We start from the raw sequence: 22,436 nt of genomic DNA on the forward strand, positions 1-22,436 counted from the left end.
CACCACGTGGCCAGCATTAAGATCTCCGGTCAAAAGCGACTCGTGCTTGTCTCCGGGCGGGCACATCCTCAACTCGCGCTCGACATTGCTGAAGAGCTCGGTAGCGATCTCGTCCCCACTGACGCACGCACCTTCGCGAATGGTGAGATCTACGCTCGCTACGACGAGAGTGTTCGTGGCTGCGACGCCTTCGTCATCCAGTCGCACACTGAGCCCATCAACGAGTGGCTCATGGAACAACTGATCATGGTGGATGCCCTCAAACGGGCCTCGGCGAAGCGCATCACCGTTGTCTCGCCCTTCTACCCCTACGCCCGCCAAGACAAGAAGGGTCGCGGTCGCGAGCCGATTAGCGCCCGCCTTATCGCGGACCTCTACAAGGCCGCTGGCGCCGACCGAATCATGAGCGTCGACCTGCACGCCGCCCAGATTCAGGGTTTCTTCGACGGCCCCGTCGACCACCTCTTCGCCATGCCGGTGCTGCTTGAGCACTTCCGCAAACAGCTCGACCCCTCGACTCTCACTGTCGTTAGCCCTGATATGGGCCGCGTGCGCGTTGCCGATATTTGGAGCCAGAAGTTAGATTCGCCACTGGCAATCATCCACAAGCGTCGTGACCCCCTTGTGCCGAATCAGGTCACCGTTCACGACATCGTGGGTGACGTGAGCGGTCGTGTCTGCCTCCTTGTCGACGACATGATCGACACCGGCGGAACCATCGTGAAGGCAGCCGAAGCACTCAAGCGTGCCGGAGCGCTCAAAGTCGTTGTGGCCGCCACTCACGCCATCTTCTCTGACCCGGCACCCACAATCTTGCAGAGCGACTTCATCGACTCTGTCGTTGTCACCGATACGCTGCCGATCCCGGAACACAAGCGCTTCCCGACCCTCACGATTCTGCCGATCGCACCGCTACTGGCTCGTGCAATCCACGAAGTCTTCGACGACGGATCGGTCACCTCAATGTTCGACGGCGCGGCCTAAGCTCCCACAGGGTGAGCAGCGCGCGCTGAGTAATTGAGTGCGCTATTGAGGCATACAGTTAAGTCATGACTGTGTTGTCCGATCGTCCTTGGCTCGCCAGCTACGCTGACGGGGTTTCTCGCGATATTCCGCTGCCCGAAGGTTCGCTCTACGATCTTGTAGCGGCATCCATTGCTGAATACCCGAAGGGTGTTGCGCTCGAATTCTTCGGCCGCGAGACCACCTATGCCGAACTTGGCGAGCAGATCGATCGCGCAGCGGAAGGCCTTCGACTTCTTGGCGTGCAAAAGGGCGACAGGGTCGCCCTCGTGCTGCCTAACTGTCCCCAGCACATTGTCGCCTTCTACGCGGTGCTGCGGTTGGGCGCAATCGTCGTCGAACACAATCCGCTGTATACGCCGCGTGAGCTTCGGCACCAGTTTGAAGACCATTCCGCCCGCGTTGTCATCGCCTGGAACAACGTCGTAGCGACGATTCAAGATTTTCCTGCCGACGTCGCCGTCGAGACCATCATTTCTGTGGATGTCACTCGCTCCATGCCATTGCTCACCAGAGCTCTACTGCGCCTTCCTGTCGCTAAAGCGCGGGAATCTCGTACCGCACTAACCTCTAAAGTGCGCGGCACCATCGTGTGGGAAGAGCTGCTGAAATCAGCTCTCATCGATGCGCACATCGTGAAGCCAGACGCCGATGATCTGGCCCTTATTCAGTACACGAGTGGCACGACGGGGTCGCCGAAGGGCGCTATGCTCACCCACGTGAACCTTGCCGTCAACGCGGCACAGGCCCGCGCCTGGGTTCCGGCAGTGCCCCGCGGCACGGCCGTTGTCTATGCCGTTCTCCCGATGTTTCACGCCTACGGCCTCACGCTGTGCTTGACGTTTGCCATGAGCATGGGAGCGCGCCTCGTTCTGTTCCCCAAGTTTGATCCCGAGCTTGTGCTCGCTGTCATCAAGAAGCGTCCAGCGACGTTCCTGCCTGCTGTCCCGCCCATCTACGAGCGACTCACCGCGGCTGCCGATGAGGCTGGGGTGTCATTGAAAGGCATCGAGATAGCGATCTCTGGAGCGATGCCCCTATCGGCTTCGGTCGTCGAGCCCTGGGAAGAGCGCACCGGGGGAACCCTCGTTGAAGGGTATGGATTGTCGGAGACGAGCCCCATCCTCATTGCGAACCCTGTCGGCCCCACTCGGCGTGCTGGAACGGTCGGATTGCCGTTGCCGAACACCGAGATCCGTGTTGTTGATCCAGAGAACCCCACGGTTGATCGACAACTGGGGGAGGAGGGTGAGCTCGTTGTTCGCGGCCCACAGGTTTTCTCTGGATATTGGGGCAAGCCCGATGAAACCGCGGAAGTGTTTGTAGCGGCTGCCGACGATGGCAAGGATTGGTTCCGCACCGGCGACATTGTCACGGTAGATGAAGATGGGTTTGTGACTATCGTCGACCGCATCAAGGAACTCATCATCACGGGTGGATTCAATGTCGCACCCAGTGAGGTTGAAGAAGCGTTGCGGCAGCATCGGTCGATCGCCGATGCCGCCGTGGTTGGGTTACCGAGCGAGCGCAGTGGCGAGGATGTTGTCGCCGCCGTCGTACTCACGGCGGGTGCGACCCTTGATGAAAAAGCCGTGCGTGACTTTGTCCGCGCAAATTTAGCTGCTTACAAGGTGCCCAAGAGCATTGTTGCTGTAGATGAGCTGCCCCGCTCGCTCATCGGCAAGGTCCTGCGTAAGCAGGTCCGGGATCAGTTGACCGCCGAGAGCTAGGCCGCAACGGCTGTGGACGCTAGGTGTTGTTTGCGGGGCTGGTCGGAAGTACGGCGGGTCCGGGGATGAGGCCGAGCGAACGCAGCAACGTTTCCTGGCCGTTGAATGCGATCGAGTAGCATTTCCAGCCCGGTTCACCGTCGCCGAAAAGGTCAAAGCGGATGTCGAACGAGACTGCGTTCGGTGCCAAGTATTCGGTGTAGGTGGCACAGGTTCGCGTTGCGGTGTTGTTGGCTGTGCCGACTGCCGAAACTATTCCGGGAACGACGAGACCGATCAGGCCGAGCACGACGACGACACGGATGACGTTCATGTACACCCGTGATCGCAGTGGTCGCTCACCGTGGGGCACGTAGCCAGATAACTCTGGTTCGTCTTCGTATTCACTCATCGTGCCCCCATTCTGTCACCGCGGGCTGAACGCTGCTTCGTTTGCCCAGCCGGAGTACTGCGAGGTTGTTGACGGTAAAAATGTGGCGGCGAGCACAGGGCCCGCCGCCAGGAGTGTTAGTGCGAGTCGGTCGCTTCGACTTCGCTGCGGTCACCCGACCACAGGGTGTGGAATGTGCCATCCATGTCGACGCGCTTGTAGGTGTGAGCGCCGAAGAAGTCGCGCTGTCCCTGAACCAATGCGGCAGGCAGGCGCGGTGCGCGCAGGCTGTCGTAGTATGCGAGTGACGACGAGAACGCGGGGGTCGGGATGCCGGCGGCGGCAGCGCCACCCACAACACGGCGCCAGGAATCCTGCGTTCCTGCCATCGCGTCGGTGAAGTACGGCGCCGTGACGAGGGCCACGAGGCCGGGGTTTTCGGCGTAGGCCTCGGTGATGCGGTTCAAGAAGCTCGCACGGATGATGCAACCGCCGCGCCAGATCTTGGCGATCTCGCCCTTCTTGATGTCCCAGTTGTACTCTTCAGCGCCGGCAACAATGGCGTCGAAGCCCTGGCTGTACGCAATGATCTTCGAGGCGTAGAGAGCCTGGCGAACATCTTCGATGAACGCGGCCTTGTCTTCGACGGCGGGTACCGAGCTGGGGCCGGGCAACGCTACGGATGCCGCGCGCTGAGCAGGCTTCGAGGAAACGGCGCGAGCGAATACGGCTTCGGCGATGCCCGAAACGGGTACTCCGAGGTTGAGGGCGGTCTGCACGGTCCACACGCCAGTTCCCTTGGAACCAGCCTGGTCGAGAATGATGTCGACGAGGGGCTTGTCGGTCTTGGCGTCAACCTGACGCAAAACTTCCGCGGTGATCTCGATGAGGTAGCTTTCGAGCTCGCCCTTGTTCCACTCGGCGAAGATGTCGGCGATTTCGGCGGGGGTTGCGCCGGTGCCTTGACGGATGAGGTCGTAGGCCTCAGCGATGAGCTGCATGTCGGCGTATTCGATGCCGTTGTGGATCATCTTGACGAAGTGGCCAGCACCATCGGTGCCGACGTGCGTGACGCAGGGCTCACCTTCGGCAATTGCAGCGATCGACTTGAGGATCGGGCCGAGGGTCTCCCATGCTTCAGCGGAACCACCGGGCATGATCGATGGGCCGAGAAGCGCGCCCTCTTCACCACCAGAGATGCCAGCGCCGACGAAGTTGATGCCGGTCTCGCGCACTGCCTTCTCGCGGCGGATGGTGTCGGTGAAGAGTGCGTTGCCGCCGTCGACAATGATGTCGCCTGGCTCGAAAGCTTCGGTCAGAGCGTCGACTACGGCATCCGTGCCCTTGCCAGCCTGCACCATGATGATGGCGGTGCGTGGCTTCGACAGCGATGCCGCAAATTCTTCGTACGTGGATGCCGGAACGAAGTTAGCTTCGGGGTGCTCGGCGAGCAGCGTCTCGGTCTTCGAGTAGGAGCGGTTGTAGATCGCAACGGTGTTGCCCTCACGGCTTGCGAGGTTGCGGGCGAGGTTGGAGCCCATAACGGCGAGCCCTACTACGCCAATGTTTGCGGTTGCCTGTTCAGCGCTCATATCGTTCACTCCTTGACTCTGGGACAAAGTGGCGGGCCCAATCTTCACGAGTGGTTGGCCCAATGATCAAGCCTAGGGCACGACGCGGACGCGGTTCGCGGCATCCATCCAGCTTGCTGGCACGGTGAACTCGGAGCCGAACGCACGGGTGAGGGTGACTGCGGGGAGGGAGTAGCGTGAACCGTATGAGCCTGCCTGTGATTGTTACCGCCGTGTTCCACATTCGTCCTGAGAGCCGAGACATCGTGCTCGAGGCCTTGAGGCTGGCGATTCGTGAAGTGCACGAAGAGCCGGGCTGCGAGCTTTACGCGATCCATGAGGCTACCGATGGTTCGCTCGTGATGATCGAGAAGTGGGAGTCTGAGGAGCTTCTCGATGCTCACGGCTCAAGCCCCGCAGTGGCAACTCTTATTGCTGAGGCGGGAAGTCACTTCACCGCGCCTGTGGCAGTGACGCGCATGACGGCTATCCCGATGGGAACCCCACATCAAGGGGCCCTCTAGTATCCGTTGGTGCTGTTTCTCCAGCAGCGCGGCTAGTATCGCTCGGGTTCCGGCGCTAGCTGGAATCGCCGACCAGAGATGTCGGTTGGCCTGATCTCGACCCACACGTATTTGAGGGTGGGGATCAGTGGGTGCAGCGGCAATTCGTTGGCGACATCGATCTCTGTCTGAGACTCGATCGCCCGGGCTGTTCCCTTGATGACAACACTCCACGCAACGTGGGGGCCAACGGAGTCAGTCTCCAGAGCGACTTTGTCGTTGATGGTCAGCTTGAGCAGCTTGGTGCCCTCCGCTGTGCGCAGCAGAATCCGGTTGTCGACGGCGATGAAGTTGACCGGATAAATCTCAGGCTCACCCTGAAAGCTGACTGCGATTCTGCCGAAGCTGGCGGTGCGAAGCAGTTCCCAACAGGTTTCGAGGCTCAGTTCTTCTACTGGATCATTCAGATTCTCGCTCATGGCAAATCCTCCCGTAGCCCAATCGTCCCACCGTGGCGGTTGATAGGCCAGAGTTCATCGGATAAAAAGTGCCCGTCAAGGGCTGTTCTGTGCGGCATCCGTCCCCTCAGAGGAGAAAATGTCTTCGTCGACTTTTGATTAAGTCTGCTTTAAGGCACACTAGTGAGATTGATATCAGACGTAACGTTGCGTCGAATGTTAGGAACACTGTGGCTTCACAATTTCCACCCCTCATCGTGATGGGTGTCTCAGGATCAGGTAAGTCGACTGTCGGCGCTGCCCTCGGCCAAGCGCTAGGCATGCAATTCATCGACGGTGACGACCTCCACCCGCGAGCCAACAAAGAAAAAATGGCTGCCGGTCACGCTCTCAACGACGAAGACCGAGCCCCCTGGCTAGAGATCATCGCCGACCGCATTGGCGCCGAACTCGCCGAAGGTAACCCCATCATCGTCGCCTGTTCGTCGCTCAAGCGCTCATACCGCACTCTGCTTACCGCCTACGCTCCATCGACGGTTTTTGTTCACCTCAGCGGAGACCGCGAAGTGATCGCCGAACGTCAGTCGCACCGCAATCACGAGTACATGCCCAATAGCCTGCTTGACTCTCAATTCAGCACGCTTGAGCCGCTCCAAGACGACGAGCGCGGAGTGCTCGTCGATCTCACCAAGACTCCGGACGAGATTGTCCGGTCAATCAAAAAAGACCTCACCGACCGCTACGTCGGCTGAGCTGCACTAGAGAAATAAGGACAATGATGACCGATCTCCAATTGCTCTGGGAGTTGCCCACCTGGGGCCTGCTCCTTCTCGCTGCGGGAGCCATTGCGCTCCTGCTGCTGCTGATTATCGTTGGCCGCGTTCACGCGTTCCTCTCGCTAATCATCGTGAGCCTCGTTACAGCAATCGCCGCAGGTATCCCTACCAACCAGATAATTCCGACGCTGACATCAGGCTTCGGTGGCACGCTAGCCAGCGTTGCCCTGCTGGTCGGTTTAGGCGCAATGCTGGGCCGGATGCTCGAAATGAGCGGCGGAGCACAAGTGCTCGCCGATTCCCTCATTCGACGCTTCGGAGAAAAGCGTGCACCTCTAGCCCTGGCTGTTGCGTCGCTCATGATGGGATTCCCCATCTTCTTCGACGCCGGACTCGTCGTCATGCTGCCGATCATCTTCACGGTTGCTCGTCGCCTCGGCGGATCGCTCCTCTTCTATGCGTTCCCCGCCGCTGTCGCGTTCTCGGTCATGCACATCTTCGTTCCGCCGCACCCCGGCCCCGTTGCCGCAACCGGCCTTCTCGGCGCTGACGTCGGGCTCGTTCTGATCTTCGGACTCATCGTTGCGCTCCCCACGTGGTACGTCGTTGGCTACAAGTTCGGTACCTGGACCGGCAAGCGTTTCGACATTGCTATTCCCAACATCCTGTTCGGAAGCCAAGACGACGAGAAAGCAGCAGAGTTCAAGTCCGACCCCAAGCTCGGCACGATCCTGTTCCTGCTTCTCCTTCCCCTCGTGCTCATCTTCATGAACACGGGACTCAACGCGCTCGCTACCGCCGGTGCTGTTGACCTTGAGAACCCCCTTGTTCAGGTTCTTCGTCTTCTCGGTGAAACCCCGATCGCTCTGCTCATCACCGTTGTGTTCGGCATGTGGTTGCTCGGGTGGAAGCGCAACAAGAAGCGCACCCTCATCGAGACAATCGTCGACAGTGCGCTCGGCCCGGTTAGCTCGATCATCCTCATCACCGGTGCCGGTGGAATGTTCGGTGGAGTTCTTCGTGCCAGCGGAATCGGCGCCAGCATTGCAACGTCACTCGAATCGATCGGCATGCCGCTCATCGTTGCCGGCTTCGTGATTGCTGCGATCATCCGCGTCGCTCAGGGTTCAGCAACCGTTGCCCTCACGACTGCGGCCGCGCTCATTCAGCCCGTCGTGCTGGCCGATGCCACCCTCAACCCGGTCGAACTCGCTGCCATCGTGCTCGCGCTCGCCGCCGGTTCAGTGTTTGCTGGTCACGTGAACGACTCGGGCTTCTGGTTGGTCAGCCGCTTCTTCGGCATGGACACTCAGACGACCCTGCGCACGTGGACCGTAGGCCAGGCACTTATCGGTGTCATGGGCTTCGCGATCGCGTTCGTCATCTTCCTCGTCGCCGGAATGTTCTAGGAGCTAGCCGTGGCATCCACCCTGTTTGACCTCAGTGGGCGTATTGCCCTCGTCACCGGATCGAGCCGAGGAATTGGGCGAGTTATCGCGCAAGCTCTCGCCGAGGCCGGGGCAACGATTGTGCTGAACGGTCGAGATGAGGAGCGGCTCGCTGCCACTCATTCTGATTTCAGCGCAGAGTTTGGGGCTGAACGCGTCTACGCTCGCGCGTTTGACGTAGCGGATGCCACGGCTGTCGCCACCGCCATTGCCGAGATCGAGGCATCCATCGGTGCGATCGGGGTGCTCGTGAACAACGCGGGCATCCAGCATCGCGAGCCGATGCTCGACCTCGACGTGGAGGACTGGAACCGAGTCATCTCCACCAACCTCACGAGCGCGTTCCTCGTCGGTCGCGAAGTTGCGCGCCACATGTTAACGCGTGGTGAGGGCAAGATCATCAACATTGCGTCGGTGCAGACCGATCTGGCGCGCCCGACCATCGGCCCGTACACGGTCTCGAAGGGCGGCATCCGCAATCTCACTCGTGCCATGACGGCGGAGTGGGCGAGCGGCGGGCTGCAGATCAATGCGATCGCCCCCGGCTACATCCACACGGAGATGACGCAGGGGCTGGTCGACGATGACACTTTCAATAACTGGATTCTCGGGCGCACGCCTGCCGGTCGCTGGGGAACCCCCGCCGACCTGGGTGGCCCGGCAGTGTGGCTTGCCTCGAGTGGTTCCGACTATGTCAATGGTCAGGTCATTTTCATCGATGGCGGCATGACGGTCGTCGTTTAATTTCCTGCCGAATCGCCGCAGGCACGAACCCGGCTAAGTTCTACAGAAAAGATTTTCATGACACATGCAGCCCCCGCCAACACTCTCGCGGTCACGATTCACGCTCAAGATGACTTGCGCGTGGAGAGCATTCCGTTGGCCGCTCCGGCCGCCGATGAAGCCGTGATTCACATTGCGTTCGGCGGGGTCTGCGGGTCAGACCTGCACTACTGGTCGCATGGCGCAGCGGGGGAGTCGATCCTTAGGGCCCCTATGATTCTCGGTCACGAGGTCGTCGGCACCGTCATTCAGCAGGCCGCTGACGGTAGCGGCCCCGCGGCGGGAACGGCTGTGGCCGTGCATCCCGCAACCCCCGGCGGCGCTGAGCCGCGCTGGCCAGAAGACCGCCCCAATCTTTCTCCAGCCTGCACTTACCTCGGCAGCGCGGCACGCTTCCCGCACACCGAAGGCGCCTTCGCTGAGTTCGTTACCTTGCCGACCCGGATGCTGCGAGCACTGCCCGCCTCTTTGAGCTTGCGCGATGCCGCACTCGTCGAGCCAGCCAGCGTGGCCTGGCATGCGGTCTCGCGCGCCGGAGAGGTTCGCGGAAAACGTGCTCTCGTTATTGGCGCCGGCCCGATTGGAGCTCTTATCGTTGCGGTTCTCAAGCGCGCCGGTGCGAGCGAGATTGTGGCCGTTGACATGTTCGCCGGTCCGCTCGCCATCGCAACGCAGGTCGGTGCGACCTCAATCCTGCACGCAACGGAGACGGATGCGATCGCCGCCGTCGACGCAGACATCGTTTTCGAATCATCGGGCAGCTATCGCGGTCTCGAGTCTGCCGTTCGCGGCACCACGCGTGGCGGTCGCGTGGTGATGGTTGGGTTGTTACCTTCTGGTCAGCAGCCTGCACTGATTTCGCTGGCGATTACTCGTGAACTTGAGCTCGTTGGTTCGTTCCGCTTCAACGATGAGATCGATGAGGTGATCGCGGCGCTAGCTGATGGTTCACTCGTTGTCGGTCCCATCGTCACGCACGAATTTGCTGCAGCGGATGCTCATGATGCTTTCGCCGTCGCGAAGGACTCGGAAAACAGTGGCAAGGTGCTGCTGCGTTTCTAGTGAGAGGCTGGGTAGCTCTCGACAGCTAGTCGAGGAAGATGCGCGGTTCGCCAGCCCAGATCGGCTCAACTTCTTCAATGGTGCGGCTCATAATGCGCTCCATCGAGGCGTAGGCGTCGTCTGGTCGCTTGCCCTGAATGGCGTCCGCGACATCCACGTGCAGTTGGAGGGCCTCTTCGTGCGGTTTCGACGGCATGAGGCCGCGATTGGTGCGGCCGGTCAACACTTCGGCGATCACACGGTCGAGGCGGGCAAACATTTCGTTGCCACTTGCGGCCAGTACGAGCGAGTGAAAACGGATGTCGAGTTCAAGAAAAAGTTCAAGGTCGCCTGATCTCCCCACCGATCGCATCCGCGCGGCCAGCGCGAGGAGCTCACCGCTGGTCTCATCGGAGGCGTGGGTAGCGGCAAGCTGTGCTGCTTGTGGTTCGATGGCGTTACGCAGCTCAGTGAGGGAGCGTAGCTGCTGGCCATTTTCGGCTTGTTCGAGGCGCCAACGGATTACGAGCGGATCGTAGAGACTCCACTGCGACATGGGCTGCACGCGCATCCCTACCCGCTTCACCGAGGCGACCATGCCTAGGGACTGGAGCACGCGCACGGCTTCGCGCACGACGGAACGTGAGACACCGTAGCGTTCCTCAAGCTGTTCGGCGAGAATCGTGGATTCTGGCGAGATCTCACCAGAGACGATATGCAGTCCTAGCTCATTGAGCACGCGTGCGTGAAGGCCTCCGGACATGCTTCAAGAGTAGTGGTTGGCGCTCGTGCGCTAGCCGCCGCCGCGGGCGAGCCCATCCGGCTATTTGTGGCGCAATCATCCGTGTACACTGACTAGTTGAACTTCGGCGAGGGAACTTTCGAGTTCCGTTATCGACGCGGCGGGCAAGTCACAGGGCTTTTCCTCACGTGGCAGACATCTGATCTGCCGGCGTTCGAGTTGAACTACAGACAATGATCTGGGCACTACTGCTTTGCAGAAGACTGCCCACCACGGACCACTGGTCCTTTAGGAGATAACAATGGCTAAGCCAGGCGTAAACCACGTCGTTACGGATGCACGTGAGTCCTTCGGCAAGGGTGCGGCGCGCAAGCTCCGCGCACTCGGCAAGATTCCCGCCGTAATCTACGGTCACGGCACCGACCCCATCCACGTTGCCCTTCCGGCACACGAGATCAGCCTCATCCTGCGCAAGTCGAACCAGATTCTGGACCTCGACATCAATGGCAAGAGCCAGCTCGCTCTCGTCAAGGACGTGCAGAAGGACCCCGTACGCCAGATCATCGAGCACATCGACCTCGTTGTCATCCGCAAGGGTGAGAAGGTCATCGTTGATGTCCCGATCCACATCACCGGTGAGTCGGCTCCCGGCACCATCGCCAACCTTGACGCACCGACCGTTTCGGTTGAGGCAGAAGCTACTCACATTCCTGAGTACTTCACCGTCTCCATCGAGGGCCTCGAAGAGGGCGAGCACATCTACGCCAAGGACGTCACGCTCATCACCGGTTCGGTTCTTCTTTCCGACCCCGAGCTTCTCGTCATCGGTGTCAGCACTCCGCGTTCGTCGGTTGAGGCTGAAGCTGCTGAAGAAGAAGCCGCAGCTGTTGCTGCAGACGCTGCCGCAAACGCAGAGGCTGCTGAATAATCCGATTCTTTCGCAAGCGAGAAATCGTGGATGACCAATGGTTAGTAGTCGGGCTCGGTAACCCCGGGCCCGGCTACGCCGGTAATCGCCACAACGTGGGCCACATGGTGTTGGCCCACCTGGCAGATGAACTTTCTGCCACCTTCAAGAACCACAAAGCCAACGCTGCTGTCGCTGAAGGGCGCAGTTTTGGTGACGGCCCCAAGCTCATTCTGGCCAAGCCCAATTCATTTATGAATCTTTCGGGTGGCCCGGTGGCCGCACTCATGCGGTTCTACAAGATCCCCGTTGAACGACTCATTGTCGTTCACGATGAGCTCGACATCGATTTCGATACCGTCAAGCTCAAGACCGGTGGCGGCCATGGTGGTCACAACGGCATCCGTGACATTGCTGCAGCGGTCGGTTCGCCAGACTTCACTCGCGTTCGCGTCGGCATTGGTCGACCTCCCGGTCGTCAGCCCGCCGCAGACTTCGTGCTTCGGGACTTCTCGAGCGACGAACGCAGCGTGCTGCCCAACCTGCTGGGAGATGCAGCGGATGCTGTGGCTCTCGTCGCGAGCGACGGCCTCGAAGCCGCGCAGCTGCGCTTTCACAGCCCACGCAAGTAGCACTCGCGGTTCGCTGCGCTCTGGGTGAACTCGCACCGTGCTGTCGGTAGCCGCGAGTAGACTCCTCCGGTGACTCTTGACGGACTTATCTCAGCGCTTTCGCGCGCCCAGACTGTGGAGAACGCACTTCGTTTTTCGCAGCAAAGCGCAGACTTCTCCCTCGTCGAGGGGTTGAGGGCACCACTACTGGGTGGGTTACTCACCAAATCTGCCGAACCACGGTCGCTGCTGGCGATCACGGCGACGGGCCGCGAATCTGAGTCACTGCGCCGCTCGCTCACCAGCTACCTTCCCGACGCTCAGATTGTAGAGTTTCCGGCTTGGGAGACGCTTCCCCACGAACGTTTGAGCCCGAGTGCCGAAACTGTCGGCAAGCGAATGCAGGCCCTGCGCGACCTTGCCCGCTGGAAAGAGAATCCAGTCGGCCAGTTCGTTTTGGTGGCATCCGTTCGGGCCGCACTGCAGCCGATCGCCGACAACCTCACGGAGATCGAGCCCATCGCGCTGACCGCTGGCGCCCGCAACTACGATCTTTCTGCACTGTCTGAGCGACTAATCGCGCTGGCATATTCCCGCGTCGACATGGTCACTCGTCGCGGAGAGTTTGCGGTGCGCGGCGGAATTCTCGACGTCTTTGCCCCCAACCACGAACATCCGCTTCGCCTGGAATTCTTCGGTGATGAGCTCGAACAGCTGCGTGAATTCTCAGTTGCTGACCAGCGTTCGATCGATGGCGATATTGTGTCGGCCGAGCTGGTACCGAGCCGCGAAGTGCTCTTGAGCGAGTCGGTTCGCCAGCGTGCCCGCGAAATGCAGCACGAGTTCCCGAGCCTGTCGACGATGCTCGCCAAGATCGCTGAGGGTATCCCCGTCGATGGCATGGAGTCGCTCGCTCCCGCTCTGGTCGACCGACTTGTGCCACTGACCCATTACCTCCCGGCGGATTCCGCTATCGCCGTGCTGTCGCCCGAGAAAGTCTCTTCGCGCGCGGTGAACCTGGCAGAAACGAACCGCGAATTCTTGAGCGCAGCGTGGAATGCTGCCACTGCAGGAGCTGAAGCTCCCATCGATCTGGATGCTGGTGACTTTGTTACTCTCAATTCGCTTCGAGAGTCGGCTGGTTCGCGCCCGTGGTGGACCCTCAGCACTTTTGACTCTGGCGAGGCGGATGCCGCCAGCCTGCTCGATACGGCAGAAGAAGCATCCGAATATGTGCGCATTGATGCCGCAGCAATTCCGTCATTTGCGGGAACGGTAGATGGCGCTCTCGACCACGTCGCTCAACTGCTTGCTGACGGGTGGACTGTCGGGATCATTGCAGAGGGCAGCGGACTGGTTGAGCGCACCGCCGATCTTCTGGCCGAGCGAGAACTCTCAGGTCGTGCTGTCGAGACGTTCCCGGCCGAGACAGAACCGGGCGTTGCGTATTTGCTGCGAGCATCCGTCGACCACGGTTTTGCGGTTGATGGCATCAAGCTGGCGGTACTCAGTGAGGGTGAGTTCTTTGGTCGTTCGGTCGGCTACGCCTCGCGCCCAACGCGCAAGCTAGCGACTCGGCGCAAGAACGTTGTCGACCCGATCCAGCTCAAGAGTGGCGACTTCGTGGTGCACCACACCCACGGCATCGGCAAGTTCCTCGAACTCGTGACTCGCCAAGTGAGCACGGGGGGACGCAATGCCGTAAAAACACAGCGAGAGTTCCTCGTGCTCGAGTACGCGCCAAACAAGCGCGGCTACCCCGGCGACAAACTCTATGTTCCCACCGATCAGCTTGACCTGCTCTCGCGCTACGTCGGCGGCGAAGCCCCAACGCTCAACAAGATGGGCGGCAGCGATTGGTCGGCAGCCAAGACAAAGGCTCGCAAGGCCGTTCGTGACATCGCCGTCGAACTGGTCAAGCTCTACAGCGCCCGAATGGCCAGCAAAGGCTATGCCTTCAGCGCCGATACTCCGTGGCAGCGCGAACTCGAAGAGGCTTTTGCTTTTGCCGAGACCCCCGATCAGCTGACCACGATCGACGAGGTCAAAGCTGACATGCAGAGCCCCGTTCCGATGGACCGGCTGCTGAGTGGTGACGTGGGCTATGGCAAGACCGAGGTGGCCGTTCGTGCCGCGTTCAAGGCCGTTCAAGACGGCAAACAGGTGGCGATGATCGTGCCAACGACGCTGCTCGTTCGTCAGCACATGGAGACCTTCGCCGACCGGTTCGCCGGCTTCCCCGTGCACTTGCGAGCGCTTAGCCGCTTCCAAAGCGACAAAGAGGCTCGCGAAACTCTGGCCGGCCTCACCGATGGAACCGTGGATGTCGTCATCGGTACCCACCGCCTCCTTTCGAAAAACATTGCCTTCAAAGATCTCGGACTAGTGATCATTGACGAAGAGCAGCGCTTCGGTGTCGAGCACAAAGATGCGCTCAAGAAGCTCAAAACCAACGTCGACATTTTGGCGATGACAGCAACCCCGATTCCTCGTACCCTCGAGATGGCCGTCACGGGCATCCGCGAAATGTCGACTTTGGCAACACCGCCAGAAGATCGTCACCCCATCCTGAGTTTTGTCGGACCATACTCCGAGCGTCAGGTTTCGGCGGCAATTCGTCGCGAACTGCTGCGCGAAGGTCAAGTTTTCTATGTTCACAACCGAGTGAGCTCAATCAACCGGGTAGCAGCAAAGCTTGCCGAGTTGGTTCCGGATGCTCGCATCGCTGTTGCCCACGGACAACTACCAGAAGCCGTGCTCGAACAAGTGATGGTCGACTTCTGGGAACGCAAATTCGATGTGCTCGTCTCGACGACCATCATCGAAACCGGCCTCGACATTGCCAACGCCAACACGTTGATCATCGACCGCGCAGACAAGTACGGGCTCAGTCAGCTCCACCAACTGCGTGGACGCGTCGGGCGAGGCCGCGAACGTGCCTACGCGTACTTCCTCTACGACGAAGAGAAGCCGCTCAGCGAAACCGCGCACGAGCGCCTCGACACCATTGCCGCCAACAACGAGCTTGGTGCTGGAATGCAGATCGCCCTCAAAGACCTCGAAATTCGTGGAGCCGGAAACCTGCTCGGAGGCGAACAGTCTGGCCACATTGCCGGCGTTGGCTTTGACCTCTATTTGCGGATGATCGGCGAAGCCGTATCGACATTCCGCGGTGATGTCGCCGAAGGCCAAACCGAGCTGCGCCTTGAGCTGCCGGTCGATGCCAACATTCCCGAAGACTATGTGGAAAGCGAGCGACTACGACTCGAGGCCTATCAGAAGTTGTCGACGGCAAGCGCGCCAGCGGCATCCGCCGACAGTATCGATCGCGTGTTTGACGAGCTGAGCGACCGCTATGGCGAACCGCCAGAGCAAGTGCAGCACCTCATCGCCGTCTCTCGACTGCGACGGATGGCACAGAAGGCCGGTTTCAGCGAGGTCGTCGTGATGGGCGACAAACTGCGAGTGGCGCCGGCAGATTTGCTCGACTCAAAGCAGATACGGCTACAGCGCATGTATCCGGGATCGAAGTATCACGCTGCTGCGGCAGCGGCGATTGTCCCGCTACCGACGGGCGCGAGCGACGGTCAACTGATCGAGTGGACGAAAGACCTCCTCGTTTCGGTCTTTGGCGCTAAAGACACCGCGGCTGAGCTCGCAGAGTTGGCTCTCGCCGCCGAAGCTGCAGAGAAGGTCGCTGCAGACACCGCGGCGGCAGCGAAAGTAGCAGCAGCAGAGGGCGGCACGGCCGCGAAGCCCTAACTTTCGGTGGAGGCAACCTCGCGCGGAGCATCCGGCATTGAGGAAACCGGCGTTGGGGAAACCGGCGTGGGAGAAATCTGCGCCGGGGAGTCTGGTGCTGGGGAGTCTGGTGCCGGGGAGTCTGGCGCTGGAACAGGTGGCGTTAGGGAATCTGGCACGGCACTCGGCGGATCTGCCGGCGCATGCTTCGGCGGGAAAGCGAGCGGGTTGAGGCGACCGTCGATGAGGTGAACGCGGCTGACCGCCATGGGGATCACGACGAGCGATCGCAGGTCGAGAATGGCGTGCGCGATTATCGCAACGACAATGCTGCCCGTCAGCACGTAAAGCATCATGAACAGCGCGCCGATCACCGTGGTGATGACGATTCCGGCGACGCCCTGATACGAGTGCATGATCCCGAACAGCAGCACGCTGCCGACAATCGCCACGATGGCATTGCCCGTGGTAGCGAAGAGCAGGGCGGGCAATGCGAGTCTGAACAACAGTTCTTCGACGATTCCCGCATTGATTGAGAGCAGTCCGCCGAGAACGAGCTCTTGACGGTTGCGGGGCAAAATCGACTGAATATCGCCGACGCTGATGATCTCGTCACCCTCTTTGCGAACAGCAACGACCCCGACAATAGTGAGTCCAACGATGCCGATAATCGCACCGATGATTACCCCGGTCGTTACTGCCGGGCGGGCCGCGAATACCATGAGAAGCCACGAGACCCAGGGCCACGCTTGCACTTCAGAGAGCAGGGGAGCGGCGAACTGTCCGCTGGCGAGCAGCGTGACAACGGCCATCCCGCCAAACAGGCTCATCGAGACGAGGAGCCAGCGGCGCAACATGAGCTGGCGGCGCTTAGTGGTGCGAAATCTCTTGAAGCGGCGATACTCGCGCTGATCCCGGCGAAATGTGCGCAGGGCAAGTGCGGTCAGCACCCCGACGAGGGTGAGCCACAAGAGCGCAAGCATGACGGGATTGGTGGGGTCGAGCATCCACCAATGGTGTCACGCGTTTGCTGTAAAGGTCTGGAACCCATACCGGAATCGTTGACCAGAGAGGATTTCCGCAATAGTCTGCCCGGTGGTGACAATGCTGTGAGTCAACTCTTTTCAGCAGCACTACGAAGTCGCGATTGTGTGAACGCGCAAGAAAGCAGGAGTCGTGACGAGGCAATCAGGCAGCGAGACGAAACTTTCGGGAATGAAAGATGTTGCCGACCGGGCGGGCGTCGCCATGTCATCGGTCTCTCGAGTACTCTCTGACCACCCCGATGTTAGTGATCGGATGCGCGAGAAAGTGCTCGCGGCAGTGGAAGAATTGGGCTACGAGCCTGATGTCCTGGCGCAGAGCTTGCGCACGGGGGCGACCCGCACGATCGGCGTTGTCGTTGCGGATATCTCGAACCAACTCTTTGCTGAGATCTCGCACGGGGCCGAGACGGTGCTTCGGGCGCAGGGTTACTCAACTTTTGTCGCAAACTCGCTCAACGATCCTGAGATCGCGGTGAAGCAGCTTCGGATGCTCATCAAACGTCGTGTCGATGGATTGTTGGTTTCGGTCGGCGAGGAAGACGGCGGACCAATTGTTGACGCGATCGCTAACTCGGGATTGCCTACCGTGCTGATCGATCGGAATTTGGGGACGGCAGGCGCCTCGCGAGTGTTGAGTGATCACCGAGCGGGGATGAGCGAGGTGGTAGAAAAGCTCATTGGACTCGGTCACACGCGCATTGCCCTCATCAATGGTCTCGCTAACGTTTTGCCCGCCATGGAACGCGCTGCGGCTGCGCAGGAAGCGGCTGCAGCGTATCCCGGAGTGTCGATTGAGGTGCTCTCTGGGTCCTTTTCCGCACAGCACGGTGAAGAGGCTACTCGGGAGCTTGTGGCACGAGCTCAGCGCCCGACCGCGATAGTTGCGGGAAGCAATCAGATTCTCGTTGGTGTTTTTACCGCCATGCGCGAGGCGGGGCTGAGCGCGCCCACCGACCTCAGCTTGGTCACGTGTGACCCGGTTCCGCTTGCGGAGTTTATGACCCCGGCGCTTGACACTATTTGGCGCGATCGTCAGGAATTGGGAGCAGTGGCTGCGACGCTCATCTTGGAGAGCTTGCAGGGGGCAGATCCGCGGGAGGTAGTGCTCGCTACTGAATATCGCTCCGGGGGCTGTATTGGCCCTGTTCCGTTGGGTGAACAGAGCTAGGCAGACTGGTTTGTCTGCTCTTTGGGTGCCGAAGGCCGACGGGCTTGACAAGGGGGAGACCAATAATCATAGTTTCCGGAATCCTTTCCAGAATCGTTGACGGAATCGGTTCTAGGTGGTTAGGATCGCCACAGTGCAACGCGGCCGACCTGGTCGCTTCGTGCAGGGCCGGGTCACCGACGGCCCGTCGCCGGTAGAAGAATTGGTCAGTCCACAGATCAAGCAATCGGCTCAGCAATTCTCAACGAAGAGATGGGAACACACAGTGGTTAAGAACCGAATCCGGCGAGCAGCACTCGCCGCGGCTGCAGCTGTTGCGGTCAGTATTGCGATGGTCGGCTGTGCACCAGCAGCCGAATCCGAGCAGAGCGAAGTTGAACTTCGATTCTCCTGGTGGGGAACGGACTCACGTCACGAACTCACCAACGAAGCCCTCGACCTGTTCGAAGAAAAAAATCCCGGGATTACAGTAGTGCGTGACTTCGGCGGCTTCGATGGCTACATCGACAAGCTGCTCACTCAAGCTGCCGGCAACAACTCACCCGACGTCTTCCAGCTCTATGAAGAAGTGCTTCGCGAGTTCGCTTCGCGCGGCCAGCTCTATGACCTCAACGAAGCAACAAGCCAGGGCCTCAGCCTCGACGGGTGGGATCAGGGACTGCTCGACACGAGCACGATCGATGGGTCACTCTCTGCACTGCAGTTCGGACTAACCACCCAGGCGTTCATCTTCAACACCGAACTGTTCGATCAGGCAGGCGTCTCGATCCCCACAGAGGGGTGGAGCTGGGACGACCTCGCTACGGCAGCGAAGAAGGTTAGCGACGGAACCGATGCCGGTACCTTCGGCGTGACCGACTTGTCGACCGGGTACCAGGTCTTCGAAGTGTGGGCCAACCAAAACGGCGAGTCCTACCTAACAGATGACGGCCTCGGCTTCTCGGCTGACACCCTCGAAGACTTCTGGCAGTACTGGGCTGACCTGCGCGCATCAGGCGCTGCGACTCCTGGTTCGTTGACCTCCGAGTACCCAACGCCCTTCGACGCGATCATCGCGAGCAAGGCAGCATCCGGCTTCATCTTCGCCAACCAGATGGCAGCAGTGCAGTCGAGCATCGAGGCAGAAATTGCTATCGACCGGATGCCCGGAGAATCCCCTGAGGCCGGCTCCTACCTGCGCACCGCAATGAACATCGCGATCGGTGCCAAGACCGAGCACCCGAAGGAAGCCGCAATGCTCGTTGACTTCCTGCTCAATGACCCAGAGGCATACGCCATCCTGGGCATCGACCGCGGAGTTCCCGCCAACCCCGCAGTGGGCGACGCGGCAACAGCCAATGTTGACGACATCACCGCCAAGGGACTCACTGTCATCGATGGTGTTCGTGAAGATGGTGCAGCACCTCCCGTACCGCCGAAGCCCGGCGCCGGTAACGTGAATGCGCTCTTCGCAGAGCTCGCTCAAGAAGTTCAGTTCGACCGCATGAGCATCAAGGACGCTGTTGCCAGCTTCATCGAAAGTGCCGAACAGGAACTGAGCTAACACACCATGACACTGCCTCAGACCTCTAACGACGTGTCAGCTCCGGCTGACACGCGCGGACGGTCCGAGTCGCGTCCGGGCCGGGGAGCTGCACAAGCTCCCCGGTCTCGGGGCACGCGCTCGTTGCGTCGCAGAATGATGCTCGACCGCGCAGCTCCGTACCTTTTCCTCGCCCCCTGGCTGATCGGCTTCGTCGTCATCACCTTCGGGCCCATGCTCGTGTCGCTGTACCTGTCGTTTACCGACTACAGCCTGCTGAGCCCGCCCGAGTGGGTCGGACTCGAAAACTACGAACGCATGTTTACAGCAGACCCGAAGTATCTCGAGTCCGTGCGCGTCACGGCAATTTATGTGTTCGTGTCTGTGCCTCTGCAGCTAGCGTTCGCACTCCTCGTTGCCATGGCGCTCAACCGCGGTATTAAAGGTTTGCCGATCTACCGCTCGATCTATTACATTCCGTCGCTGATCGGCGGCAGTGTTGCTATCGCGATCCTGTGGCGCCAAATGTTTGGTCAGTCCGGGCTCATCAACCAGGTGCTCGCGCTCATCGGAATCGACGGACAATCGTGGATCGGGCATCCGGACACCGCACTGGGAACGCTAATTGTCTTGAACGTGTGGACTTTCGGATCGCCCATGGTGATCTTCTTAGCTGCACTTCGCCAGATTCCGGTTTACCTCTACGAGGCTGCGGCCGTCGACGGCGTCACTGCTTGGGGGCGCTTCCGCCACATCACGTTTCCCATGCTCACCCCGATCGTGCTCTTCAACATGATCTTGCAACTCATCGGTGCCATGCAGGCGTTCACTCCGGCCTATGTGGTTTCGGGCGGAACGGGTGGCCCCGCAAACTCGACGCTGTTCTACACCCTGTATTTGTACCAACGAGGGTTCACCGGCCTAGAAATGGGTTACGCCAGCGCGATGGCATGGGCACTTCTGCTTGTCATCGCCGCGATCACCGGAATCAACTTCTGGCTTTCAAAGTATTGGGTGCACTATGACGACTAACATGACGGGAATTGTCGGCGCGAAGAAAAGCAAGACGCGCAAGGCACTCGCACACTTTCTCATTATCGGGTTCGGCATGCTCATGCTGTACCCAGTGCTGTGGATGATCGGGAGCTCCTTCAAGGACACGGCTCAGATCTTCAGCGAAGTTTCACTGATCCCCAACCCGGTAGTCACCGACAACTACGAGCGCGGCTGGGAAGGCGCTGGCATTGGGTTCTCGACTTACTTCTTGAACTCCACGATCGTGGCGGCGCTCGCCGTAATCGGAAACCTCATTGCGTGCTCGCTGGCCGCCTACGCGTTCGCGCGATTGGACTTCCGGCTGCGCCGAGTACTGTTCGGCGCGATGCTCGCCACGATCATGTTGCCGTACCACGTGGTGATTGTTCCGCAATACATTCTGTTTGCGCAGCTCGACTGGGTGAATACCTTCCTGCCCCTCATCGCGCCAAAGTTCTTAGCGGTTGACTCGTTCTTCATCTTCCTGATGGTGCAGTTCATGCGCGGGTTGCCGATTGAGCTAGACCAAGCGGCACGCGTGGATGGTGCTGGACCATTCCAGATCTACTGGAGAATCATCCTTCCGCTGACCATTCCCGCGCTAGCGACAACCGCGATCTTCACGTTCATCTGGACCTGGAATGACTTCTTTACTCCGATGATCTATTTGAGTGACCCGCGTCTCTATACGGTGCCGCTTGGACTGAACTCGTTCCTCGACTCCACCGGTGAATCTTCGTGGGGGCCCATGTTCGCCATGGCTGTTCTCTCGCTCGGCCCACTATTCGGATTCTTCCTCGCAGGTCAGAAGTACCTGACGAGTGGTATTGCCACAACAGGTTTGAAGGGATAGCCCAGTTTTATGAAGAAAGCACGCATAGCCGTTATTGGTGCAGGCGGCATTGGTGCCGCAGCCCATCTCCCCGCTATTACGGCACTTGCCGAGCAAGCGGAACTTGTCGGCATCGTCGACCTTGATGACGCACGACGCGCAGAAGCCGGCGAGCGATTCGGAACAGACAAGCTCTACAGCGATCTCGCGGTGATGATGGAAGAACAGCATCCTGACATCGTCGTGCTGGCGACGCCACCGCACACCCACGAGCCTCTTGCCATCCAAGTGATGCGCGCGGGAGCATGGGTATTCTGCGAAAAGCCGATGACCGGGTCGCTGGCATCCGTCGACCGCATCGCCGCGGTTGAAGCAGAGACAGGTCAAGCCTGCATCACGGTCTCGCAGTTTCGCTACTCGGGTGGTGCACGTCAGGTGCGCGACAAACTTCGCAGCGGCGACTGGGGCACCGTACTCACTGGGTACGCCAACACATCCTGGTATCGGGGTCCCGAATATTGGGAGACGAGCTGGCGCGGCAAGTTCGCGACGGAGTTCGCCGGCGCCACCACAACCCAAGCGCACCATGCGATTGACCTGCTGTTGTGGTTAATGGGTGACTGGTCGAGCGTTGCCGGATTCGCCGACACCCTCGATCGGCCCATCGAGGTCGAGGATGCCAGCACCGCCGTAGTGCGCTTCGCTGGTGGTGGGATGGCAACGCTGCTTTCGCAAGTGCTCAGTCACCAACAGGAGACCCGCATCCAAGTCACGGCACAACAGGCGACCATCGATTTGGAGACGCTCTATATGCCGTTGATGGATGAGTGGACCGTTCGCCAAATCGATGACGAAGGTCAGTCCCAGGTCGTGAGCGACTGGGCTGAGCCCGAGGGCGAAAAGCAGGCGCACCGCGAACAGTTGGCCAACATTCTGGGACACTGGCGCGCAGGGGAGCGCCCCGAATTGCTCGTAGCAGAAGCCCGCGCAACGATCGAGTTTCTCACCGCTCTCTACAAGTCAGCTGCCACTGGAACTCTCGTCAAGCGCGGCGAGATTGTGGCGGGGGATCCGTTCTATGAAGCAATCGATGCTGGCGGTCCGGCGCGAGCGGAGGCCAAGAAATAGC

20 protein-coding genes are annotated in these 22,436 nt (G+C 60.0%); 15 read left to right on the forward strand and 5 right to left on the reverse strand.

What is annotated here, in order from left to right; all coding sequences use genetic code 11:
- Positions 1–6 precede the first annotated feature (6 nt).
- Positions 7–984, forward strand: coding sequence for a ribose-phosphate diphosphokinase (locus tag AC061P_RS03385; protein ID WP_449648746.1), 978 nt, complete (start codon positions 7–9; stop codon positions 982–984).
- A gap of 65 nt (positions 985–1,049) precedes the next feature.
- Positions 1,050–2,753 (forward strand): long-chain-fatty-acid--CoA ligase, encoded by a 1,704-nt coding sequence (locus tag AC061P_RS03390; RefSeq protein WP_449648745.1) that lies wholly within the window; start codon positions 1,050–1,052, stop codon positions 2,751–2,753.
- A 19-nt stretch (positions 2,754–2,772) separates the two neighbouring features.
- On the opposite strand, the gene AC061P_RS03395 is transcribed toward AC061P_RS03390, so the two are convergent.
- Entirely contained in the window at positions 2,773–3,144 is a 372-nt protein-coding gene (locus AC061P_RS03395; RefSeq protein ID WP_449648744.1) for a hypothetical protein, read from the reverse strand.
- A 116-nt stretch (positions 3,145–3,260) separates the two neighbouring features.
- The gene (gene gndA, locus AC061P_RS03400; protein ID WP_449648743.1) at positions 3,261–4,715 is read right to left on the reverse strand and encodes an NADP-dependent phosphogluconate dehydrogenase; all 1,455 of its coding nucleotides are present in this window, start codon (positions 4,713–4,715) and stop codon (positions 3,261–3,263) included.
- A 185-nt stretch (positions 4,716–4,900) separates the two neighbouring features.
- Here gndA and AC061P_RS03405 point away from each other — a divergent pair, with 185 nt between their 5' ends.
- The gene (locus tag AC061P_RS03405; protein ID WP_449648742.1) at positions 4,901–5,218 is read left to right on the forward strand and encodes a putative quinol monooxygenase; all 318 of its coding nucleotides are present in this window, start codon (positions 4,901–4,903) and stop codon (positions 5,216–5,218) included.
- A 32-nt stretch (positions 5,219–5,250) separates the two neighbouring features.
- On the opposite strand, the gene AC061P_RS03410 is transcribed toward AC061P_RS03405, so the two are convergent.
- Complete coding sequence (locus AC061P_RS03410) at positions 5,251–5,676, reverse strand: pyridoxamine 5'-phosphate oxidase family protein (protein WP_480391830.1); 426 nt, start codon at positions 5,674–5,676, stop codon at positions 5,251–5,253.
- Between the two features lie 209 nt (positions 5,677–5,885).
- On the opposite strand from AC061P_RS03410, the gene AC061P_RS03415 reads away from it, so the two are divergent.
- Genes AC061P_RS03415 through AC061P_RS03430 form a run of 4 tightly spaced genes read left to right on the forward strand, consistent with a single transcriptional unit; the run spans position 5,886 to position 9,724 of the window.
- Entirely contained in the window at positions 5,886–6,407 is a 522-nt protein-coding gene (locus AC061P_RS03415; RefSeq protein WP_449648740.1) for a gluconokinase, read from the forward strand.
- A gap of 23 nt (positions 6,408–6,430) precedes the next feature.
- Positions 6,431–7,840 (forward strand): GntP family permease, encoded by a 1,410-nt coding sequence (locus AC061P_RS03420; protein WP_480391831.1) that lies wholly within the window; start codon positions 6,431–6,433, stop codon positions 7,838–7,840.
- Between the two features lie 9 nt (positions 7,841–7,849).
- The gene (locus AC061P_RS03425; protein WP_449648738.1) at positions 7,850–8,623 is read left to right on the forward strand and encodes an SDR family oxidoreductase; all 774 of its coding nucleotides are present in this window, start codon (positions 7,850–7,852) and stop codon (positions 8,621–8,623) included.
- A gap of 57 nt (positions 8,624–8,680) precedes the next feature.
- On the forward strand, positions 8,681–9,724 hold the full coding sequence (locus tag AC061P_RS03430) for an L-idonate 5-dehydrogenase (RefSeq protein ID WP_480391832.1): 1,044 nt from the start codon (positions 8,681–8,683) through the stop codon (positions 9,722–9,724).
- Positions 9,725–9,749: 25 nt separating this feature from the next.
- Here AC061P_RS03430 and AC061P_RS03435 read toward each other — a convergent pair whose 3' ends face one another.
- On the reverse strand, positions 9,750–10,466 hold the full coding sequence (locus tag AC061P_RS03435; RefSeq protein WP_449648736.1) for a FadR/GntR family transcriptional regulator: 717 nt from the start codon (positions 10,464–10,466) through the stop codon (positions 9,750–9,752).
- A 280-nt stretch (positions 10,467–10,746) separates the two neighbouring features.
- On the opposite strand from AC061P_RS03435, the gene AC061P_RS03440 reads away from it, so the two are divergent.
- The 3 genes from AC061P_RS03440 to mfd all read left to right on the forward strand — a co-directional run bounded on the left by AC061P_RS03440 (position 10,747) and on the right by mfd (position 15,725).
- Positions 10,747–11,373: a 50S ribosomal protein L25/general stress protein Ctc gene (locus tag AC061P_RS03440; protein ID WP_480391833.1), complete on the forward strand. Its 627-nt coding sequence runs from the start codon at positions 10,747–10,749 to the stop codon at positions 11,371–11,373.
- 26 nt (positions 11,374–11,399) lie between these two features.
- Positions 11,400–11,984: an aminoacyl-tRNA hydrolase gene (pth, locus tag AC061P_RS03445; RefSeq protein WP_449648734.1), complete on the forward strand. Its 585-nt coding sequence runs from the start codon at positions 11,400–11,402 to the stop codon at positions 11,982–11,984.
- Positions 11,985–12,053: 69 nt separating this feature from the next.
- Positions 12,054–15,725 (forward strand): transcription-repair coupling factor, encoded by a 3,672-nt coding sequence (gene mfd, locus AC061P_RS03450; protein ID WP_480391834.1) that lies wholly within the window; start codon positions 12,054–12,056, stop codon positions 15,723–15,725.
- Here mfd and AC061P_RS03455 read toward each other — a convergent pair.
- Entirely contained in the window at positions 15,722–16,711 is a 990-nt protein-coding gene (locus AC061P_RS03455) for a CPBP family intramembrane glutamic endopeptidase (RefSeq protein WP_480391835.1), read from the reverse strand. The genes mfd and AC061P_RS03455 overlap by 4 nt on opposite strands.
- A 169-nt stretch (positions 16,712–16,880) precedes the next feature.
- Here AC061P_RS03455 and AC061P_RS03460 point away from each other — a divergent pair, with 169 nt between their 5' ends.
- The 5 genes from AC061P_RS03460 to AC061P_RS03480 all read left to right on the forward strand — a co-directional run bounded on the left by AC061P_RS03460 (position 16,881) and on the right by AC061P_RS03480 (position 22,435).
- The gene (locus tag AC061P_RS03460; protein ID WP_480391836.1) at positions 16,881–17,918 is read left to right on the forward strand and encodes a LacI family DNA-binding transcriptional regulator; all 1,038 of its coding nucleotides are present in this window, start codon (positions 16,881–16,883) and stop codon (positions 17,916–17,918) included.
- 265 nt (positions 17,919–18,183) lie between these two features.
- Positions 18,184–19,461 (forward strand): ABC transporter substrate-binding protein, encoded by a 1,278-nt coding sequence (locus AC061P_RS03465; RefSeq protein WP_480391837.1) that lies wholly within the window; start codon positions 18,184–18,186, stop codon positions 19,459–19,461.
- Positions 19,462–19,596: 135 nt separating this feature from the next.
- Positions 19,597–20,472, forward strand: a complete 876-nt coding sequence (locus AC061P_RS03470) for a carbohydrate ABC transporter permease (protein ID WP_480391838.1) — start codon at positions 19,597–19,599, stop codon at positions 20,470–20,472.
- The gene (locus AC061P_RS03475) at positions 20,462–21,328 is read left to right on the forward strand and encodes a carbohydrate ABC transporter permease (RefSeq protein ID WP_480391839.1); all 867 of its coding nucleotides are present in this window, start codon (positions 20,462–20,464) and stop codon (positions 21,326–21,328) included. The genes AC061P_RS03470 and AC061P_RS03475 overlap by 11 nt, the downstream gene beginning before the upstream one ends.
- 9 nt (positions 21,329–21,337) lie before the next feature.
- A complete protein-coding gene (locus tag AC061P_RS03480) occupies positions 21,338–22,435 on the forward strand; it encodes a Gfo/Idh/MocA family protein (RefSeq protein ID WP_480391840.1) in 1,098 nt (365 codons plus the stop codon).
- The last annotated feature ends 1 nt before the right edge of the window (position 22,436 follow it).

This window comes from Rhodoglobus sp. G.S.4, from assembly GCF_056619605.1.

Excerpts from the sequence above, each read along its gene's own strand:
- AC061P_RS03455 (WP_480391835.1), bottom strand. The coding sequence starts at position 16,711 with ATGCTCGACCCCACCAATCCCGTCATGCTTGCGCTCTTGTGGCTCACC.
- AC061P_RS03410 (WP_480391830.1), bottom strand. The coding sequence starts at position 5,676 with ATGAGCGAGAATCTGAATGATCCAGTAGAAGAACTGAGCCTCGAAACC.
- AC061P_RS03405 (WP_449648742.1), top strand. The coding sequence starts at position 4,901 with ATGAGCCTGCCTGTGATTGTTACCGCCGTGTTCCACATTCGTCCTGAG.
- AC061P_RS03435 (WP_449648736.1), bottom strand. The coding sequence starts at position 10,466 with ATGTCCGGAGGCCTTCACGCACGCGTGCTCAATGAGCTAGGACTGCAT.
- AC061P_RS03470 (WP_480391838.1), top strand. The coding sequence starts at position 19,597 with ATGATGCTCGACCGCGCAGCTCCGTACCTTTTCCTCGCCCCCTGGCTG.
- AC061P_RS03440 (WP_480391833.1), top strand. The coding sequence starts at position 10,747 with ATGGCTAAGCCAGGCGTAAACCACGTCGTTACGGATGCACGTGAGTCC.
- AC061P_RS03420 (WP_480391831.1), top strand. The coding sequence starts at position 6,431 with ATGATGACCGATCTCCAATTGCTCTGGGAGTTGCCCACCTGGGGCCTG.
- gndA (WP_449648743.1), bottom strand. The coding sequence starts at position 4,715 with ATGAGCGCTGAACAGGCAACCGCAAACATTGGCGTAGTAGGGCTCGCC.
- AC061P_RS03480 (WP_480391840.1), top strand. The coding sequence starts at position 21,338 with ATGAAGAAAGCACGCATAGCCGTTATTGGTGCAGGCGGCATTGGTGCC.
- AC061P_RS03395 (WP_449648744.1), bottom strand. The coding sequence starts at position 3,144 with ATGAGTGAATACGAAGACGAACCAGAGTTATCTGGCTACGTGCCCCAC.
- AC061P_RS03430 (WP_480391832.1), top strand. The coding sequence starts at position 8,681 with ATGACACATGCAGCCCCCGCCAACACTCTCGCGGTCACGATTCACGCT.
- AC061P_RS03390 (WP_449648745.1), top strand. The coding sequence starts at position 1,050 with ATGACTGTGTTGTCCGATCGTCCTTGGCTCGCCAGCTACGCTGACGGG.
- AC061P_RS03475 (WP_480391839.1), top strand. The coding sequence starts at position 20,462 with ATGACGACTAACATGACGGGAATTGTCGGCGCGAAGAAAAGCAAGACG.